We start from the raw sequence: 17,733 nt of genomic DNA, 5'->3' as shown, positions 1-17,733 counted from the left end.
GCGAATCGGGTTGTTGTATCGTCCGGATTGCTTTAAGGAGTTTCCGGGAGAACGCATGATCATCACTCGAAGCCCGCTGCGAATCAGCCTCGGCGGGGGCGGCACCGATCTGCCCAGCTATTACCGCAAACACAGCGGTTTCCTTATCGCCGCCGCGATCGACAAGTACGTCTACATCACGCTGCACCAAACCTTCCAGAAGGGTTTGATCATCAAGTATTCCAAGCTGGAGCACGCCAACTCCGTCGAGGAGATCCAGCACCCGATCATTCGCGAGGCCTTGAAGCTGGTCGGTGTTGGCGGGGACGGCGAGCCGCACATCGAACTCACCAGCATGGCCGACATCCCGGCCGGCACGGGCCTTGGATCGAGCGGGTCCTTCACCACCGCGCTGCTGAAGGCGTTGCACTCGTACAAAAAGAATATTGTCCCGCCCCAGGCGCTGGCCGAGCAGGCTTGCCACATCGAGATCGAAAAGCTCGGCGAGCCCATCGGGAAACAGGACCAGTACATCGCCGCATACGGCGGACTGACGTGCTTTCAGTTTCTCCCCAACGGGCACGTCGAGGCGACCCCGCTCAAGGTGGACAACGAGACCCTCTACAACCTGGAAGACAACCTGCTCTTGTTCTTCACCGGTTACAGCCGCTCCGCGAGCCACATCCTGAAGGACCAGGACCAGAAGTCGCGCGTCAGCGACAAGGACATGATCGACAACCTGCACTTCGTCAAAGAGCTGGGCTACCAGAGCCAGGAGGCCCTGGAGATTGGCGACCTTCACAAGTTCGGCGACCTGATGAACGTCCACTGGGAGCACAAGAAGAAGCGGTCCGGCGGCATGAGCAACCCCGACATCGACCGCTGGTACACGCTGGCGATGGAGAACGGCGCGGTCGGCGGGAAGGTGATCGGTGCCGGCGGCGGCGGGTTCCTGATGTTCTACGCCGACGACAAGACCAAGCTCCGACACGCCCTGACGCAGGCAGGGCTTCGCGAGGTGCGGTTCCGGTTCGACTTCGAAGGAACGCGGACCGTGATTTCGTAGGGACGTTCTGCCAGGGAACTACGTGCCTGCGAGTAACTCCTTTGACGCTGCAGCCACTTCACCGGGTGTGATCGATGCTAGGCAATGGTGGTCCGGGGTCACGCAAACCTTGTTGGCGCAGAGCGGTTCGCATGCGTGTTTTGCGCGGACGATGCGAAGCTGCCGGGCAAAGGGCCGCATGACCGATTCATTTCCCGGACCGAAGAACACCACCACCGGGCAGCCGACCGCGGCAGCAATATGCGCGGGACCCGAATCGGTCCCGATAAACAGGGCGCAGCGGCTCATGATTGCCGCCGTGCGCGGCAGGTTTGCGACGGCGGCTGCGACCACCGCGGGTTCGTCCAGATGACGATTGAGTTCCCGTGCGAAATCGACATCCATGCCCGGCCCGCCGATCACTACGAAGCGGGCGTTGCAGTCCTTCGCGAGTGTTCGGCAAATTGAGATGAAGTTCGCAATGGGCCAGATGCGCGCCGGCTGGCCAGCCGACAGGTGCAGCGCAATCAGCGGCCGCCGCGGATTTTCTACGGTATTGGCATCGGATTGCGCGAGCCATTGTTCGGCCCATTGATGGAACGTTGGCGGCAACTCGAATTGCGGCTGTCTTGGGGCGTCGGGCACACCTAGACGTTCGGCTATGCGGCCGACTTCCTCGGCGGTGTGGACTATTTCGAATGGCAGTGTTTCGGTCGCGAGAAATTCCCAGCCGCTATAGGGAATGCCGATTCGCCGGGGGATCTTAGCCAGCCACGCGAGGGCGATGTTGCGAAAGTCGCCCCGCAGGTCGGCGGCCACGTCGTACCGGGCCGCGCGCAGCGTCGCGATCGTTCGGCGCCACATTGCGAAGGTGACGCCGTAAAGTGGAAGCAGGTGCAGGCGGTCGACCCGTCCGGTATCGACGAGCACTGATGCAAGCGGCTTAACGAGTGTGCTGCACAGGAGATCGATCCGCGCGCCCGGATACTGATCTCGCAATGCCGAGAAGATCGCGGTAGACATCATCAGGTCGCCGATCCCGTCCATGCGAATCAGGAGAATGCGGCGAGGCCGCCCGCCTCGAGGCTTGGGGGAAAGCATTGTCAGGAGGCCCCGAAATGGGCGGACCAGCGCGTCGAGCAGGATCACGATGCGGCGCTTGCGCGGGTCGTTGAGCTTGGGGCTCGCGGCGATTCGGCTGGCGGGTGGGACCATGGGAAGAAAGTTTCGGACGCGGCAGGCCGGGATGAGGCGTTTAACCACGAAGGGTCATGGGCGGCCGAGCTAAAGTTCCGCCGTCACGGAGGCTATCACACCTACCGGAACGCGCCGAGTCCGTCAGTCTTTAAAGAGTATCGTCCATGAGCATGTCTGCGACAACTTGGTGTAGCCCTAACTATTGCAGTGAGCCAAGGTCTGAACCGTCGCCGTACCACGAGGAACATCGTGTGAGCTTCCACAACTAGGATACTTGGTCGGATTGCCTCGCCGACGCCGCCTCCAAATCGTTCGGCAGGCACGCAGCTTTTTATTGTCATGTTTGCGTTAACTTTCGCTCGGCCGGTGAGCGGTCCGATCTGCAAGTTCGGCGACACCCGGTATATTGCTATCGATGCCAGCACGACGATCATCACCGTGCCAATGTTACTCTCGATCCGAAGTACACAGGACCGTGACACCGTCGCGCGACAACTCGAACTCATGACCGGAGGGCGAAAGATGATCGGTACCATCCCCGTCGCCCTTCTCGCAGGTGGACTGGCGACGCGACTGCGCCCCATCACGGAAAAAATTCCCAAGGCGCTGGTGGAGATCGCTGGCGCGCCGTTCATCGATCACCAGGTCGCGCTGCTGCATCGGAACGGCATCCGGAAAGTTGTGATGTGTCTGGGCTATCGAGGGGAGATGGTCGCCGAGCATTGCGGCGACGGCTCCCGCTACGGCATGAACCTGTCCTACGCGTTCGACGGCGAGAAGCTCATGGGGACCGGCGGGGCAATAGCCGGTGCCAAACGACTGCTCGGCAGCAAGCCCGACGACGTGCTGTGGGTGATGTACGGCGATTCGTACATGGACATCGACTACGTCGCCGTGCTCGATGCCTTCCTCGCCAATCCTTCACACCCGCTCGGGCTCATGACGGTCCTGAAAAACGGGAATCGCTGGGACAAGAGCAATGTCGTGTTCAAGGACGGCCGTCTGATCAGGTACGACAAGAAAAATCGCACGCCCGAGATGGACTACATCGACTACGGCGTGGCGCTCCTTCGGATGCAGGCCGTCGAGCGCATCGCGACCGACCGACCGTTCGATCTCGCCGAACTTTACACCGCGTTGGTGACCGAGGGTGCGATGATCGGCTTCGAAGTCTTCGAGCGGTTCTACGAAATCGGCACGCCGGAATCGCTCGAAGAAGCCCGTCAGTACTTGCAAAGCAGGGCCGGGAAATCAAAATGACCTTCGAACCCGGACTCGCCAGGCCGGGCGATGACGAACCCATGGCAAAGGCCCTGTCCCTTCTTTGAGCCGATCTCCGTTATGTCATTCAGCCAAACATTTCTCGCCGAAGCCGTCCAGGTGATCGAAAAGCTCGACTCCGGCGCGATCGAGCGCATGGTGGAACAACTCGTCAAAGTCCGGGAGGCCGGCGGCCGGTTGTTCTTTCTCGGGGTCGGCGGGTCGGCGGCGAATGCGTCGCACGCCGTCAACGATTTCCGCAAGATCGCCGGTTTCGAGGCTTACGCCCCGACCGACAACGTTTCCGAGCTGACCGCCCGCGTGAACGACGAAAGCTGGGCCGATGTTTTCGTGAATTGGCTCAAGGGGAGCCGGCTTCGCAAAGGCGACGGGATCGTCGTGTTCTCCGTCGGCGGTGGTAACGTCGAAAAGAACATCAGCCCGAACCTCGTGAAGGCGGTCCAGTATGCCAAGCAGGTCGGCGCGGCCGTCACGGGTGTTGTCGGTCGCGACGGCGGATACACCGCGATCGCCGCCGATGCCTGCGTGATCATTCCGACTGTCAACCCCGACCACATCACGCCGCACTCCGAAGCATTCCAGGCGGTCGTCTGGCACCTGATCGTCTCTCACCCGGCGATCAAGGCTGCGCAGACCAAGTGGGAGTCCGCGGTCAAATGAAGGCCATGCATTGCAGGATGTATTAGGGTTTGCCGTCGGCATCGTTTGGGTCGCGACCTTCTGGTAGCGTGGTATCGTCGCTCGTGCGGCAGTTCGGGCATGGACGGACATAGAGGGATTCATTGATGGTCGTGGAGCCTCCCCGCGCAAGGGCCGATAACCCCTCGCCTGTGGCCAACGTAGTTCCGCATCGTTGGCTTTGATCCAAAGTGCCCACGCTGTTGCGACGACGCTGAGACTGGTGGATTCCCCCTGACGAGGCGACGACCATGGCGATCGTAGTGACTTGCACCTGCGGCAAGCGACTGCAGGCGAAAGACGAAGCAGCCGGGCGACGGGTCAAATGTCCCGCGTGCCAGCAGATCCTGTTAATACCGTCGCCTGCCGGGCCGACGGCGACGGTGCAACCAGCCGCCCATGCGTCTGCACCGGTTGAACCCCCACTGGCAGCTAGTGCCCCCGTCGCCGCAAGCGCCCCGTCATCCATCGGCGCCCCTGTTTCACACGTCGTACCAACGCGGACCGAAGTCAATCGGTCTGTCGCGGCTCCGGAGCTTCAGGACGAACCGTTCGACCAGGCTCCGCCCGGATCGCGCGAATCCGCGATCGACTCGGACCACTCGAGCCGCGCGTCGCACGCGGATCACACGCCTGTCGCGCAGCAAACTGAAACATCCGTCGAGCCCGCGGCCGTGCCGAAAAAGACGACGAACCGGTCGAAGGCCCTGATGGCGGGTGTTCGGCGATCCGTGGCCCTTGGTCGGCGATTGCCGCTGCTCCCCGCCGCGACGGCGGTGTCTGCCCTGGTGCTGGTTCTGGGGGTGATCGGTATCGTCAAGCCTACATTGGTGCGAGCGCCCCGGTCGGTGACTTCGGCCGTGCGGACTCAGGACGTTGCCGGCGTTAGCGTACCGACACAGTCGGTGACCACCACCCGCTTTGCAAGAATCGGAATGCAATGGGTTCTGCAGCGTGAACGGCAGGAACTGGTCGTGCGCGGAAACGGCTTGCCTGAAAGCAACGTCGTGGCGCCACTGGCGTTCGCCGAGCCGGGCACGTTTGTCACCGATGCCGACGCCAGGCGGTTCAGGGTTCCAGGGCTCTACTACGCGTACCAGGGGCGGTCGGATGGGGCGTCCGTGGTGCTCGAATCCCGCACGGAGTTGAACCTTTCCGTCTGGTGGATCGTTGGAGTATTTGGAGTCCTTCCTGCCATCTGGCTGGCACGAACGGGCATCCGAATCCGCAACGCCAGGTCCATTGGCAAGCCATGAATCCACGCCGACCAGCCGTCTTTCTCGATCGCGACGGGGTGATTAATCGAACCGTCGTCAGCAACGGCGTTCCTCATCCGCCACAGAGCGTTGCCGAATGCGAGATTCTGCCGGGCGTCGCCGAGGCGTGCGGCAAGCTTAAGGCGGCGGGGTTTCCACTGATCGTCGTGACGAATCAGCCCGATGTGGCCCGCGGCGCGCAAACGCGTGACGAGGTCGAACGCATCAACCAGCACCTGCGGCTGTTGCTCCCGATCGACGCCGTCTACGTCTGCTATCACGACACGGCCGACGACTGCGACTGCCGTAAACCACGCCCTGGCATGCTGATCCGCGCCGCCGAGGACCTCCACCTGGACTTAGGTTCCAGCTACATGGTCGGCGACCGCTCCGGCGATATCCTCGCAGGCGCCGCCGCGGGCTGCACGACCCTTCTCATAGACCTTCCGTACAGCAAGGGAGACCGCTGCGAACCGGACTTTCGTGTCGCCAGCCTCCTTGAGGCCGCGGGGAAGATACTTATAAGTGCATCCAGGTAAGCGGGCCGGCGCGTGGATTTCAGGATTATGGGTCCATTGTGCCGATCCAGATACAAGCGCCCGGGCTTTTGTAGTCCCGCTCGCTCGGGCGACGTTAATCCTGACGATCGCCTTGAACAGCGTGACCCGACCCTTGCGTCCTTCCCGGAGTAACCATGGATGGAGTCCGAATGACCGCCGATGCGACCTACATCCCCACCATTTCCGCACTCAAGGTGAAGATCTTTGCCGACGGTGCTGACAAGGCGGGCATGCTGGAGATGGCTTCCAAGCGGCACATCGCCGGGCTGACCACCAACCCCACCCTGATGCGCAAAGCCGGCATCAGCGATTACCGCGCATTCGCGAAGGACATCCTGTCGGCGATCAAGGACAAGCCGCTGAGCTTCGAAGTGTTCTGCGACGATTTCGTCGAGATGGAGCGGCAGGCGAACGAAATCGCGTCGTGGGGCGCGAATGTACATGTGAAGATTCCCGTCACCAACACTGCCGCCGAGCCGGCCTACGCGTTGATCCGTCGGCTCGCCAAGGCGGGTGTGAAGCAGAATGTCACCGCGTTGATGACCCTGGAGCAGGTCCAGGCGGTGCATGAGGCGCTGGGCAACGGCCCGGCATCGTACATCTCGGTCTTCGCCGGCCGCATCGCCGACACCGGCCGCGACCCGCTGCCCATGATGACCGAAGCCGTCCGCCTCATGAAGCCGACACCCAACCAGGAACTCATCTGGGCCAGCCCACGGGAGTTGCTCAACATTTTTCAGGCCGACCAGATCGGCTGCCACATCATCACCGTGACCAACGATGTGCTCAAAAAGCTGGAACTGGTCGGCAAGGATCTCGGCCAGTACTCGCTGGAGACGGTGTCGATGTTCTACAACGACGCCAAGGCGGCCGGATACCGGCTGTAAAGAAGTATCAGGGTGGTTGAGTGGAGGGGTGTCGTGGTCGCCAACCGGTGACCAGCATCGGATCCCAATCGACGACCTCATCACCCAGCAACACCGCTACCCCACCACCTCCCCTATGGCTGCACCATGTCCATCGGGCACTCCTTCTCGACGTTCGCCAGTTCCACCTGGTCGCCCTCGGAAATGATATTGCCCTGTTCGTCCTGGCGTTCGGGCGGGAGCGATTCGTCGGGGAAGAATTCCTGTTGGGTGCAGTCCCCCGTCTCGCTGTCGAAGTGCTGCATCACGTAGCCACGCTGAATCTTGTAGTAAATCATCGCGTCCTCCTTCTTTGCCGATAGCGTAACGGAATAGTGCGATCCGGGCGAACCGATTTTGTTCGCCACGACAGGCACTGGAGCCCGACGGTCGGTCCCTTTCATATTTGCTACACTCCAGACGCCTTGGACGACCGGCGACGTTCGGTCGACATAACACCAGGCCACTACTTTTCGGAACCGGCAACATGATTCTTGCAGGCGACATCGGCGGAACGAACACCCGGCTGGCGTGGTGTGATTCTCCCCGGCAACTGTTCGAGCTTCGCGAATTCCGCAGCGCCGAATACCCCGACCTGGGATCCATCGTTCGCAAGTACCTTCAGGAGGCCCGGCCGACAAGCCCCATCGATCGCGCCTGTTTCGGCGTTGCCGGTCCGGTGCACGGCGAAATGGGCAATCGATACTCGCCGATCACCAATCTGAAATGGACGGTCGAACAGGCGACCCTCGCCGGTGTGCTGAACGTTCCGGCCCAGCGCGTGGAGGTCATCAACGACCTGGCCGCCAACGCCGCCGGCATTGACGTCCTGGCGCCCGACAAACTGCTGACGCTGCAGGCCGGCAAGGCGCAGCCCGGCGGGCGTGGAATCATCTCGGCCGGGACCGGCCTGGGTGTCGGCGGGGCGGTTTGGGACGGCAAGCGGCACATCCCCTGCCCGTCCGAAGGTGGCCACTACTCTTTCGGGCCGCGCAACCCGCAGGAATGCGACCTATTGGCGTTCCTGGCCGAAAGAGAAACGCAGACCTTCGCCGGTTACGTCAGTTGGGAGCGCGTGCTGTCGGGTCCCGGGTTGTACAACCTGTTCCTGTTTCACGTCGCGCGGAACCTGGGAACTCAGTCGATCCGGATTCCCGACAGCCTGCCCGCCGGCGACGCCGCGACACTGGTCTCCAAGGCCGCGATGACAGGACAGTGCGAGCGGTCTTCGATGGCGCTGGACCTGTTCGTCTCGCTCTACGGAGCGGCCGCGGGAAACGTCGCGATCCAGTACACGGCGATCAACGGTCTGTACATCGGCGGAGGCATCGCGCCCAAGATCCTCAGCCGCCTGCAGGGGCCTGCGTTTCTCAATGCGTTCCTGGACAAGGGGCCGATGCGGCATCGACTGTTGAACACCGTTCCGGTGACGGTGATTCTTGACGAGCATTGCGCCTTACGGGGTGCGGCGGCCGAAGCGGCGCGATTGTGATAGCGCCATTGAAGCGAGCTGTCGAGGGGTCGCCAAGTGAATGAAAGCTGTGTTCAGGTGCCGCTGTACGTGCTTGGAGCAAAGCGCCCTGAACACGGCGCCCCTCCGAGTAGTCCCCCGGCACCTTCCGTCAGGGATATGCCGCTTCCAGCACCGAGTCGATCGTCAGCGGGGGCGATTTGCCCTTGGGTTCTTCCGGGGCAATCGGCAGCGGCATTGGCTGTTCGTGCAGGTACTCCAGGTCCTCCCCCGCGTACATCGCGATGCGGGTGGGTGCATCGGGCGTCAGTTCCTCCGGCTGCATCGGCCGTAGCGCCTCTTTGGGCAGGCGCGTGCCGTCCTCGGCGAACGCCAGCACCATCATCGGCTTGAAAGGGTCCTTGCGGTTGTAGCGGACGACCACCGCCGCGCTGTCGTCGGCAAGCTTGATCTTGGCGCCGATTGGGAAGGGTTGGATCAGGCTCGAGAACACCTTCATCAGCACCGGGTCGTAAAACTTCTGGAACGGCCCGACTGACATCTCCCAGATCGCCCGCGCCGGGCTTTTGCGCCCCCTGTACGCCCTAGTGGCCGTGGCTGCGGCGAATGCGTCGCAGATGCGCGCGATCCGCGTGAAGACGTGCAGCGTCGGCCCGGCCATCGCGTTGGGGTAGCCGCTGCCGTCGTAGTTCTCGTGATGCGTGCGAACGATCATCTTCACGCCGGTCGGCAGATACTCCGGAAGGAGATCGGCACCGACCAGTGGGTGATTGCGGATGAGCTTGCGGTCTTCCTCCGTCAGCTTGTACCCGTCGGCGAAGATGTGGCTCAATGGCATCATGCCAATGTCCAGGAACATCGCACCCAGGCCCAGCGGCAGCAGGTCCATCGCGATACTTCCCGAAAGGCGGCTGGCGGATGTCTGTCGCTGTCGCTCGCGGGCCACGTAGTCGCGGACCGCCGACCCGAGGACCATCGCGAGGTAGAAGGTTGTCCCGGCGTGCTCGGCGAGCGGGCTGCCGGAATCCATGTTCCGGTCGAGCAGCGCCGACGAGACCGGGTTTTGCGCAAGGAACTCCATCACGTCGGAGACGACCGAGCGTGCCTTGTTGTAGTCGATGCCCCCGTGTGAGCTTTGCGTCGCCAGCCGCTGATGAACATCGGCAACCGCCGTCGTGATACGCGACCGGGCGGTGGTGGCGACTTCCCGATCCCTGGAGTCGTCTTCGAACTCGACAAGGCTGTCGAGGATCGGGTCGCCGATCTTGAGAATGGCATCAGGGTACTTGCGGCGGAGGATGTCGACGTCCTCGTCGACCAGGACTTTGCCGCCGGGCAACATGACGCGCCCGCGCAGCATGAACGCCTCGGCAAGGCGCATGCCGGCGGCGACGTCAAGGCAGGGTACGATCAGTGGCATGGCGCGGCGGGTCGGCGTGAGTACGGGTCCGAGTTGACTCGCGGCATGGGTTGAACGCCGATCCTGACCTCAACATCGGACCGGCCGGCGCCGCACTTAGGCAAAGGGCCGCCGTGAGGGGTTGCAGCGCGAATACGGCGGGCATTCTGGGACGCAGCGCCCGACGACGGCCGGCCAAACCTCAGAATCAAGGGCATCTGCCCCTTCGCCGGAGGTCCCAAGTCATCTACAATAGCCGACCCGGGCGGCGGCTTTCGCGGCCCGCCTCGGTCGACGACTGATTCCAGGATTCCACGGATCTCCCGATGCTTGATGCCCTGACAGACAAGTTTAATAACGTTTTCCGCACCCTGTCCGGCCGGGGCCGGATCAGCGAGGAGAACATCCGCGAGGCGATGCGCGAGGTTCGCACCGCGCTGCTGGAAGCCGACGTCAGCTTCAAAATCGTCAAGGACTTCACCGAAGCGGTGGTGCAGAAGGCGATCGGGCGGGAAGTCATCAAGTTGCTGCGGCCCGGCGAGCTGATGGTGCAGATTGTCTACGAAGAGCTCGTCAACCTGATGGGCCCGGTGGACACGCGGATCTACTACGTCCAGCCGCCGCCGACGGTCATCATGATGGCCGGCCTGCAGGGTGCCGGTAAGACGACGACCTGCGGCAAGCTCGCGAAGTACTTGGTCGCCAAGGGGCATCACCCGCTGCTGTGCGCCGCCGACTTGCAGCGACCGGCCGCCGTCGAGCAGTTGCGGACACTGGGCGCGCAGCTCGGCATCCCGGTCTACACCGACGACAGCAAGGTTGCCCCCCACGGCGAAGTCGCCAAGGGCGCGGCGGTATCGGTCTGCCGGGCGGCGATCGCCCAGGCGAAGCAGACCGGCCGCGACGTGGTCATCCTCGACACCGCCGGCCGCTTGCACATCGACGATGCCCTGATGGGCGAGCTGCGCGAGGTGAATACCCAGCTCAAGCCGCACCAGGTGTTCCTGGTGCTGGATGCGATGAGCGGTCAGGACGCAGTCAACTCCGCCAAGGCGTTCAACGAGCAGCTCGAAGTCGACGGGCTGATCCTGACGAAGTTCGATTCCGATACCCGCGGCGGCGCGCTGCTGAGCGCCAAGATGATTACCGGCAAGCCGGTGAAGTTCATCGGTACCGGCGAAAAGCTGGACGCGCTGGAAGAGTTCCGACCGGAGGGCATGGCCCAGCGCATTCTGGGCATGGGCGACATTCTGCAGCTCGTTACCGAGGCGCAGCAGAAGTTCAGCCAGGAAGAGGCGCAGAAGCTCCAGGAGAAGATGGAGCAGGGGAACTTCACCCTCGACGATTTCATGGCGCAGATGGGGCAGGTTCAGAAGCTCGGCAGCATGGACCGGATCATGAAGATGATTCCCGGCATGAGCCAGTTGACCAAGCAGATGAACATGGGCGACGGGGATGTCGAGCGGCAGATGGGCCGCATGAAGGCGATCTACAATTCGATGAACAAAAGGGAGCGAAAGAACCCCGACCTTCTCGACGGCACCCGCCGCCGCCGAATTGCCCGCGGCGCCGGCGTGGAGCTGAACGAAGTCGGCCAGTTCATGAAGCAGTTCGAGCAGACCCGCGACATGATGAAAGCCGTCGGCGGAATGGGAATGGCCGGCAAGATGAACCTGATGAAGGGGCTGATGAGCGGGAAGCTCAATACGCTCGGCATGCCCGGCGGAGCGCAGCTCAAGGCGAAGAAGTCGGGGTTCATGGAGAAGAAGGATCGGAATAAGAAGAAGAAACGGTGACAACAGGACTGTAAGCCCGCTTAGCGGTTGCACCGTAGGTGCACTCTTGTCTTCGCATCCCAATCAAAAGTAAGAGTGCACCTGCGGTGCGACCTCTAATCAGGTCGCGTTCTCCACCTTCTTCCCCTTGATCCGCAGCTCCACATACGACCCCGACATCAACCGGTCTTCTTTCCCCTCTCCGGCTTCGATGATGATCGCCGACTTGGTGAGCAGCTTCTTTTCCGCCACGTTGATCGCATAGCACCGTGTCTGACACAGGCCGCAGCCGACACACAGATCGGCCCGCACGACCGGGGCGAGCATGCCGGTGCCGTCGACGGGGTTGCCTTCCTCGTCGGCCTTGGTGCCGTGGCGGATGAACTCGATCGCGTGATAGCCGGCCGAGTTGCATTCATCAACGCAGAGCTGGCACTCTTCCTTGCCGGCGAAGGGAAGACACGTCTTTTCGTTGACGATCGCCAGGCCCATGCGGGCGGACTTCTTCTCTGCGAGCGACAGGGCGCGGATGGCACCGGTCGGGCAGACCTGGCCGCAGCCGTTGCAACTGGGTTCGCAGCCGGCCCAATCGGCTTTGACAGCGGGAGTCCATAAACCTTCGAGGCCCTGTTGAAAGCCAAGCGGTTGCAGGACGTCGTTCGGGCAGGCGCGGAAGCACTCGCCACAACGGATGCACAGTTGCAGAAAGTCCTCTTCCGGAACGCTTCCGGGCGGGCGGACGGGCAGCGGCACGGTGCCGTCGGCGAGCTTTGCGCCGGTCTTGCGAATGCCGACGGCCGAGCCAATACCCACCGCCGCCGCCGCCGCGACACCGACCCCTGCCGACAGAAAGCCGCGCCGGCCAATCGGTGTCTCGTGTGTCGGCGGGTCGTTGATGACTTTCAACTCGATCCGGTTCCAGCGCGATACGAATTTGATCGCGTGCGTCGGGCAAACGCCGCCGCAGCTTTGGCAGAGCGTGCAATCGGTGCCGCGGGTGGTGAAGTCGGGCTTGATCGCGTCGAACGGGCAGATCTCGACACACTTGTTGCACTTGATGCAACTACTCTCCACCTTACGTTCGGTCGCACGCAGCAAGTTGCCGACGGAGAAGACCGCGCCGCTCGGGCAGACGTACTTGCACCAGAACCGCGGCTTCCAGAACCCCATCGCCAAAACGCCGAAGAAGAGCACGATCGACAGGATCTGCCCGCCGTTCATCGGCGGCACATTGTGCCAGCCGCGGGCCGAGGCGTCGTGGAACGGTTTAAAGATGAACAGGAATCCGCGCGTGATGACCGGAATCGCGGCGACGAACCCGCTCAGCAGCACGCCGAACATCGCCGCGATCATCACGGTCAGCAGCGTGTAATACTTGATGTGCACCCACCACCCGTCGTCGGCGACGCGGAAGCGGGTGACGCGTTTGCCGATCAGCCAGTCGAAGAGATCGATGAGCGTCCCCAACGGGCAGATGTAGCCACAGAACCCGCGCGGGATGAAAACACTGATCGCCAGGATGATGCCGGCAAAGGTGAGCGACCAAACCCAAGATTTTGCCGCGACGGCTGTCGAGAGGCTGACCAGGGGATCGATGATCAGAATGCCCTCGGCGGCGATCTTTTCCTTCTTCGCCAGGTCGTCGGCGTAATGGCTGGGCCAGTCGCCGGGGGCTTTTTCGGAAAGCGTCCACTTGGCGGTGCTGAACGACATCCGACCGAGCGCGTCTTCGGTCGGCTTTGAGGTCGGCGTCAGGGTGAGCAGATTTGGCGTCGCCGCAGCCGCGACGGTGAATTGGCCGAAATGCTGTGGACCGGTGGACGACGCCGCGGCGTCGGCGGGGGGAGGCTCGGCGGCGTAGACCGTTGCCCCAGCCGGTGGGCGGTCGGTCGCGCCGGCGGGAGCTTCAACTTCGACCACGCCGGTCTCGGCGTTTACGTTCGCCGCCACCCAGCCCGGCCAGACTTTCGCGGGCTTGGCGGTGTACGGAAACGCGACGTAGAAGAAAAGTATGGCAAACAGGACGAAGCAGAGCGTCTGAGAGAGCCGCCGAAAGGGGGAGGCGGCGAGGCTCGGCCCGATGCGCCTGAGCAGCCTTCGAACCGGCCCGGGTTTCACGGTGTTCTCCTGCGATCGCAGCGACGCAGGCAGGATGCCGCGCAGCAGCCGCATCGGCAGGTTGTAAACCGGCGGCGAATAGGTCGCCGTCGTGCGCCGGTGGAAGGGTAGGAACCAGTCGAGTCGCAAATTGGATCCCTTTTGGCGGAGCAGGCGAGGGCTTAGCCACGAATCTCACGAATGAAAACACAAATGGGGATCAGATCGACCGAGTCATGCGCCAAATGAAGCTCTTCATTCGTGTCCTCATTTGTGGGATTTGTGGCAAAGCTCTCTCAGTCACTTCTGCCCCGATTGCAGCGCCTTGGCCGTTGCGGTGATGATCGCTTCGGACGTAATCGTCGCCCGGCTCGTGGCATCGATTCCTTTCACCGACTGCTTGGCGATGATCCGAGCCGGCGTATCGGTGATCGAGGCGTAGTACTGTTTCTCCCGGTGCTTGGTCACCTTCAGGGCTTCGATCTTTCCGCCGGCTACTTTCACTTCGATCTCGACCGGCGCCTCGTAGCCAAGGCTGCTTGATGTGTACGTCCCGTCGGCGACCTTGGCAATGTCGAGGGTATCGAAGAGCTGGATCGCCTCGATGGCGCCCTTGGCGCGGTCCTTGCTCCGCTTGTTGCGCTTGTCGTCCGGTACCGCGAGCACTTTGTTGTAGTACGCCAGCGCTTCTTTGTAGCGGCCAGCCAGACGCAGGGCGTCGGCGGAGTAGAGGTAGCCCAGGTCGGCTGAGCCGCTCTTGGCAAAGAGTTCACCCGTTTGGATCGCCTTGGCGGTTTCGCCCATGTCGGCCCAGAGCTTGATCGCCGTCGGCGGAATGGATCGCAGGCCGGTCAGCAACTCGACCGCCATGGCTTTGTTTCCCAGCTTCCAATAGCACTCGGCCAGGCCGACGGGATCCTGCCGTGTGCCGGCTTTTCGGAACCAGTAGGCGGCGTGCGGGTAGTCTTGGAAGAGGTGGTGGTACATCCCCGCGAGCGCGGCCGATGCCCGCATCTGCATCTCGCGGTCGGCCTTGTTTTGATCCATGACGTGATGCATCAGCCTTACACCCTCCCGCCATTTACTCGGGTTGGTGTTGATCACGTCCCAGATGTATTGCCCCATGTTCTTCTGGTTGTTCCAGGGGCCTTCCGCTTTCTCCGGCCAGGAGAGGTCGAGCGACTTGGGCAGGTTGAGCTGGACGGCATCGAGCCAGTCGGGAGGCGTCGCCGCCGAAGCGATGAGGGCTTCAATCTCCGGACGCGATCGCTGAACGCCGGTGTTGCCCGCTGGCGCACCAGGCTTGGCGACGCCCCCGGGGCCGAGAACTTCGCGCTTGCCGTCAACGGTGATCGCCTTGACGAGATTGACCGGGATCTTGCGCTGTGTCGGCTTACCACTTACCAGAATCTCGATGGTCACAAACTTATCGTCGCGCGCGACGATCTTGCCGGTCATGGTGGTGCCGTTGGTGCCTTCGAGGGAATCGGCACGAACGTCGAACGACAGCAGGGCAGCCATTAACAGGCAAACGTAGAGGGGCCGTATACGTCGGTATTGGTTCATGTTTCGCACCCGGGCGGCTGGAGAATGGTGAACTACCGGTGGCGTTGACGAGGGCACAGAAAGGGGCGTCTTATCCGGCATCGCGCACTGTCGGGAAGCCGGCCGTCTGAGAGACCCTGCCTTCTCGCGTGACAAACAATGCATCCACCCCTTCCGACGATTCGATCAGTTTCAGCCCTCGTTTGGGTCCGAGGACGAAGAGCGCTGTTGAAAGGGCATCGGCTTCCATGGCTGTCGGGGCCACGACCGAAACACTGGAGAACGCGGTGGGGGAATGCCCCGTCGCCGGGTCGAAGATATGGTTGTCGCCTCGACCTGCTTTGGCCGTGTCGGTAAACGTGGTGGCGTAATCGCCACTGGTGGCGAGCGATCGACCGTCCAGCTTCGCGACGGCGACATAAGCGTCGGCCTGGCGAGGGTGCTGGATGCCTGCCTGCCACGGTGTTCCCAGAGCTTTATGCCCAAGCGGGGCCAGTTCGCCGATGTCGATCAGTGCATGCTGCACGCCGACACTCTGAAGCACCAGCTTCACCCGGTCGGTGGCGTAACCCTGTGCGATGCCGTTGAAGGTGATGGACATGTCCGGCCTGGCGAACCGGACCTCGGTGCCGGCGACCAGAACGTGCTGCCAGCCGATCCGCTCTCGGACAGCCGCGAGCTCGGCTTCTGTAGGCGATCGAAGCTCCCTGGCGGCACGGGAATGAACTTCCCAGAGCGGTTGTACGGTGACATCGAATGCGCCGGCAGTCCGCCGCGACATCTCCAGTGAAGCCGCCAACACCGCTCTCATCCGTTCGTCGGCCGACGCCAACGACTGAGCCGAGTTCAGCATGCCGAGCTGGCTGTCGTTGCGGTAGACACTCAGGGATTGCTCGACGCGTTCGAGCTCGTCGAATGCTGCTGCCGCCGCGCGATTGGCGACGGATTCGTCGGTGTGGGCGATGGTGATCGAAACATTGGTGCCCAGGGCTCTGGAGGTTCGGTGGAATGCAGCCAGTTCCCCGTTCGGCGAAGGGTTTGCCTGTGCTGCAGGCTCCAGACCGCCCGTCGGCAGGAACCGGGACCGGGCGTGCCATAGGCCGACGCCTGCAAACCCGCCGATGGCGGTCGTCAGAAGGGTTCTACGTGATAGCAGCGACATGCAGAGTCCTCCACGAGCCATGTTGTCAGCGACCGATTGATCTACCCTAACCGTCGATCGCGGTTGCCGCGCGACGTCACCAATCCGTTGTACGCGATGTCTTGCTCATATCGGCTTTGCTGAGAATGATTCGCAAGGCCAAAACGCAGCGGGTTTTGGCGGCCCGCTCGGTATCATGTCGCCCCATGCGACTCTCCTGGTATCGCTTGGTTCTCACTGTCTCGGCGAGCCTCATTCTATCCTCAGGCGTTCGGGCGGCCGACGTCCCGGCGACGACGCCGGCATCCCGGGCCGTTGCTCTCAAGCCCGGCGACCATAAGCGATTGTTGAAACACGACGGTTGGGATCGTTCGTACCTGGTTCATGTTCCCCCGGGCCACGATCCGGCACGCCCCACGCCTGTAGTGCTGGCGTTTCACGGGGCGATGATGAACGCGGCCGGGATGAACCTCTTCTCGGGCCTCAACAAGAAGTCTGATGAAGCCAAGTTTGTAGTCGTGTATCCCAATGGCACCGGAATCGGCGAGGCCATTCTTTTTTTCAACGCTAGTGCCAAACCGTCAGGAATCCCCGGCAAGGGGCCGCCTGATGATGTCGGGTTTACCGCGGCCATTCTGGACGACCTTGCCACGGTGGTCCGGGTCGACGAGAAGCGCGTCTTCGCGACGGGCATGTCCAATGGCGGGATGATGTCGCACCGCCTCGCGGCAGAGCTGTCGGACCGAATCGCGGCCATCGCGCCGGTCGCGGGCACGTTGGCGGTCAGCGAGGTCAAACCGGGTCGCCCGGTGCCGGTGATGCACTTTCACGGCAAGGCTGATGCGATCGTGCCGTACGGCGGCCCGAGGGGTCGCGTGCCGCCGACGATGCAGTTCAAAGGTGTCGACGAGACGATTGCGACCTGGATTAGGGTTAACGGGTGTCCAGCGGAGCCGAAGGTAACACAGGTCGCCGACAACGCCGGCGACGGCATGCCGGGAACCATCAAGACCTTCGGCCCGGGAAAGGCTGGCTCCGAAGTCGTCCTGGTGGTGGTGGATAACGCCGGTCATACCTGGCCCGGTCGCGAGCCGATCGTGGGCTTCATCGGCAAGTCAGGGAAGAACGTGATCGCGAACGATCTCATGTGGGAGTTCTTCCAGCGGCACCCGATGAGGTGAATCGATTGCCCGCAATTCCGCGTGAGCTGGCATTCCGGCACACGGAATATCGGTCGTGCGGCGGCGGGCACCGGGGGCCGCCTAATTGGCCGGGAACGGGGATGAAACAGGGTGAAATTGCGGCCGATGAAGGAGGTCACAGGGCCTACGGTGCTGTCATGCCTACAGGTTTCAGCCGAGTGACCGGAGACGCGGAGTTCAGTTGATGCAATTGCCGAACTCC

The 17,733-nt window shown here is 62.5% G+C and carries 15 protein-coding genes and 1 pseudogene; 10 read left to right on the top strand and 6 right to left on the bottom strand.

Going from position 1 to position 17,733, the window contains the following annotated elements; genetic code table 11:
* Positions 1-55: 55 nt before the first annotated feature.
* Entirely contained in the window at positions 56-1,045 is a 990-nt protein-coding gene (locus IPV69_RS10395) for a GHMP family kinase ATP-binding protein (protein ID WP_206295045.1), read from the top strand.
* A gap of 18 nt (positions 1,046-1,063) precedes the next feature.
* Here IPV69_RS10395 and IPV69_RS10390 read toward each other — a convergent pair whose 3' ends face one another.
* Entirely contained in the window at positions 1,064-2,239 is a 1,176-nt protein-coding gene (locus tag IPV69_RS10390; RefSeq protein ID WP_206295044.1) for a glycosyltransferase family 9 protein, read from the bottom strand.
* A gap of 252 nt (positions 2,240-2,491) precedes the next feature.
* Here IPV69_RS10390 and IPV69_RS27910 point away from each other — a divergent pair.
* The 6 genes and pseudogenes from IPV69_RS27910 to IPV69_RS10365 form a co-directional block, all read left to right on the top strand.
* A pseudogene (locus IPV69_RS27910) lies at positions 2,492-2,713 on the top strand (low affinity iron permease family protein); the annotation flags it as partial.
* A 30-nt stretch (positions 2,714-2,743) separates the two neighbouring features.
* Positions 2,744-3,481: a nucleotidyltransferase family protein gene (locus IPV69_RS10385; RefSeq protein ID WP_241179982.1), complete on the top strand. Its 738-nt coding sequence runs from the start codon at positions 2,744-2,746 to the stop codon at positions 3,479-3,481.
* Positions 3,482-3,562: 81 nt separating this feature from the next.
* Entirely contained in the window at positions 3,563-4,162 is a 600-nt protein-coding gene (locus IPV69_RS10380; protein ID WP_206295042.1) for an SIS domain-containing protein, read from the top strand.
* Positions 4,163-4,854: 692 nt separating this feature from the next.
* On the top strand, positions 4,855-5,436 hold the full coding sequence (locus tag IPV69_RS10375) for a hypothetical protein (protein ID WP_206295041.1): 582 nt from the start codon (positions 4,855-4,857) through the stop codon (positions 5,434-5,436).
* Positions 5,433-5,975 (top strand): D-glycero-alpha-D-manno-heptose-1,7-bisphosphate 7-phosphatase, encoded by a 543-nt coding sequence (locus IPV69_RS10370; RefSeq protein WP_206295040.1) that lies wholly within the window; start codon positions 5,433-5,435, stop codon positions 5,973-5,975. The genes IPV69_RS10375 and IPV69_RS10370 overlap by 4 nt, the downstream gene beginning before the upstream one ends.
* Positions 5,976-6,130: 155 nt before the next feature.
* The gene (locus tag IPV69_RS10365) at positions 6,131-6,883 is read left to right on the top strand and encodes a transaldolase (RefSeq protein ID WP_206295039.1); all 753 of its coding nucleotides are present in this window, start codon (positions 6,131-6,133) and stop codon (positions 6,881-6,883) included.
* 113 nt (positions 6,884-6,996) lie between these two features.
* On the opposite strand, the gene IPV69_RS10360 is transcribed toward IPV69_RS10365, so the two are convergent.
* A complete protein-coding gene (locus IPV69_RS10360; RefSeq protein ID WP_206295038.1) occupies positions 6,997-7,200 on the bottom strand; it encodes a hypothetical protein in 204 nt (67 codons plus the stop codon).
* A gap of 188 nt (positions 7,201-7,388) precedes the next feature.
* Here IPV69_RS10360 and glk point away from each other — a divergent pair, with 188 nt between their 5' ends.
* Positions 7,389-8,393, top strand: a complete 1,005-nt coding sequence (gene glk / locus IPV69_RS10355; protein WP_206295037.1) for a glucokinase — start codon at positions 7,389-7,391, stop codon at positions 8,391-8,393.
* Between the two features lie 130 nt (positions 8,394-8,523).
* Here glk and IPV69_RS10350 read toward each other — a convergent pair whose 3' ends face one another.
* Entirely contained in the window at positions 8,524-9,792 is a 1,269-nt protein-coding gene (locus tag IPV69_RS10350; RefSeq protein WP_206295036.1) for an HD-GYP domain-containing protein, read from the bottom strand.
* 305 nt (positions 9,793-10,097) lie between these two features.
* On the opposite strand from IPV69_RS10350, the gene ffh reads away from it, so the two are divergent.
* Positions 10,098-11,567, top strand: a complete 1,470-nt coding sequence (gene ffh / locus IPV69_RS10345; RefSeq protein WP_206295035.1) for a signal recognition particle protein — start codon at positions 10,098-10,100, stop codon at positions 11,565-11,567.
* Between the two features lie 99 nt (positions 11,568-11,666).
* On the opposite strand, the gene IPV69_RS10340 is transcribed toward ffh, so the two are convergent.
* The 3 genes from IPV69_RS10340 to IPV69_RS10330 form a co-directional block, all read right to left on the bottom strand.
* Positions 11,667-13,793, bottom strand: coding sequence for a 4Fe-4S binding protein (locus IPV69_RS10340; protein ID WP_206295034.1), 2,127 nt, complete (start codon positions 13,791-13,793; stop codon positions 11,667-11,669).
* Positions 13,794-13,943: 150 nt separating this feature from the next.
* Positions 13,944-15,164, bottom strand: a complete 1,221-nt coding sequence (locus tag IPV69_RS10335) for an FMN-binding protein (protein WP_206295033.1) — start codon at positions 15,162-15,164, stop codon at positions 13,944-13,946.
* Positions 15,165-15,279: 115 nt separating this feature from the next.
* Positions 15,280-16,350 carry an FAD:protein FMN transferase gene (locus IPV69_RS10330; RefSeq protein ID WP_206295032.1) on the bottom strand — a complete coding sequence of 357 codons (1,071 nt, stop codon included), beginning with the start codon at positions 16,348-16,350 and terminating at the stop codon, positions 15,280-15,282.
* 185 nt (positions 16,351-16,535) lie between these two features.
* On the opposite strand from IPV69_RS10330, the gene IPV69_RS10325 reads away from it, so the two are divergent.
* Positions 16,536-17,510 (top strand): alpha/beta hydrolase family esterase, encoded by a 975-nt coding sequence (locus IPV69_RS10325; RefSeq protein ID WP_206295031.1) that lies wholly within the window; start codon positions 16,536-16,538, stop codon positions 17,508-17,510.
* Positions 17,511-17,733: the final 223 nt, after the last annotated feature.

The sequence above is a fragment of the Humisphaera borealis genome (assembly GCF_015169395.1).
GTDB lineage: Bacteria > Planctomycetota > Phycisphaerae > Tepidisphaerales > Tepidisphaeraceae > Humisphaera > Humisphaera borealis.
The sequence above is the reverse complement of the archived record's forward strand: the minus strand, read 5'-3'. Positions and strand labels throughout refer to the sequence as shown.

What these genes read in the sequence shown, in the direction of transcription:
- IPV69_RS10395 (WP_206295045.1), top strand. Translation starts at nt 56, where the DNA reads ATGATCATCACTCGAAGCCCGCTGCGAATCAGCCTCGGCGGGGGCGGC.
- IPV69_RS10390 (WP_206295044.1), bottom strand. Translation starts at nt 2,239, where the DNA reads ATGGTCCCACCCGCCAGCCGAATCGCCGCGAGCCCCAAGCTCAACGAC.
- IPV69_RS10385 (WP_241179982.1), top strand. Translation starts at nt 2,744, where the DNA reads ATGATCGGTACCATCCCCGTCGCCCTTCTCGCAGGTGGACTGGCGACG.
- IPV69_RS10380 (WP_206295042.1), top strand. Translation starts at nt 3,563, where the DNA reads ATGTCATTCAGCCAAACATTTCTCGCCGAAGCCGTCCAGGTGATCGAA.
- IPV69_RS10370 (WP_206295040.1), top strand. Translation starts at nt 5,433, where the DNA reads ATGAATCCACGCCGACCAGCCGTCTTTCTCGATCGCGACGGGGTGATT.
- IPV69_RS10365 (WP_206295039.1), top strand. Translation starts at nt 6,131, where the DNA reads ATGGATGGAGTCCGAATGACCGCCGATGCGACCTACATCCCCACCATT.
- IPV69_RS10360 (WP_206295038.1), bottom strand. Translation starts at nt 7,200, where the DNA reads ATGATTTACTACAAGATTCAGCGTGGCTACGTGATGCAGCACTTCGAC.
- glk (WP_206295037.1), top strand. Translation starts at nt 7,389, where the DNA reads ATGATTCTTGCAGGCGACATCGGCGGAACGAACACCCGGCTGGCGTGG.
- IPV69_RS10350 (WP_206295036.1), bottom strand. Translation starts at nt 9,792, where the DNA reads ATGCCACTGATCGTACCCTGCCTTGACGTCGCCGCCGGCATGCGCCTT.
- ffh (WP_206295035.1), top strand. Translation starts at nt 10,098, where the DNA reads ATGCTTGATGCCCTGACAGACAAGTTTAATAACGTTTTCCGCACCCTG.
- IPV69_RS10335 (WP_206295033.1), bottom strand. Translation starts at nt 15,164, where the DNA reads ATGGCTGCCCTGCTGTCGTTCGACGTTCGTGCCGATTCCCTCGAAGGC.
- IPV69_RS10330 (WP_206295032.1), bottom strand. Translation starts at nt 16,350, where the DNA reads ATGTCGCTGCTATCACGTAGAACCCTTCTGACGACCGCCATCGGCGGG.
- IPV69_RS10325 (WP_206295031.1), top strand. Translation starts at nt 16,536, where the DNA reads ATGCGACTCTCCTGGTATCGCTTGGTTCTCACTGTCTCGGCGAGCCTC.